This window comes from Streptomyces sp. SID13726 (assembly GCF_010548375.1).
Lineage (GTDB): Bacteria > Actinomycetota > Actinomycetes > Streptomycetales > Streptomycetaceae > Streptomyces.
The window spans coordinates 1-488 of sequence record NZ_JAAGLY010000312.1 but is presented as its reverse complement, the minus strand read 5'-3'; the positions used below and the strand labels follow the sequence as shown (position 1 = coordinate 488).

1 protein-coding gene is annotated in these 488 nt (G+C 71.5%); it reads left to right on the top strand.

Annotated features, from left to right (window positions below; genetic code table 11):
• On the top strand, positions 1-434 hold a 434-nt coding region (locus G3I78_RS47805; protein ID WP_164436878.1), incomplete at its 5' end, for a hypothetical protein.
• Positions 435-488 lie beyond the last annotated feature (54 nt).

Sequence of the window (488 nt, the reverse complement as noted above, 5' to 3'; positions counted from 1 at the left end):
AGCTGAACCCCCGGCTCGCCGGCGGTCAGATGGCCTTCCTGTCCGGCCTGGCCACCGGCCGCAGCCAACTGGACCGCCTCGTCGACTTCGTCCGGGGCCGGTACCGGGACGCGTCGGGCTACCGCCTGCTGCAGCACGTGACGTCGGTCTTCGTGACCGCCCATCGGTCGGGTGTGATCCGCAACCCGGATTCGCTGAGCGGTCTCGCGGACCTGCCCACGGCGGTGCGCTCGACCGTTGCCGTGCCGCCGGGCGGCCGGGTTCGGATGACCTCGGACGTGTTCTCCGTCCTCGGCCGCGTCGTACTCGCCGACCGTGACCCCGAGCGTGTGGAGCTCGATCGCCGGCGCATCAAGCGCATCGAACGAGATCTGCGCATCGATCGGGTCGGAGCCCCGACCGTCGGCGCCCCCCAGAACCGGAACCACCGATGACCGAGCTGTTGAGAGTCGCCGACCGGGCCGCGCCCCTGATCCTGCGTGCCGGCT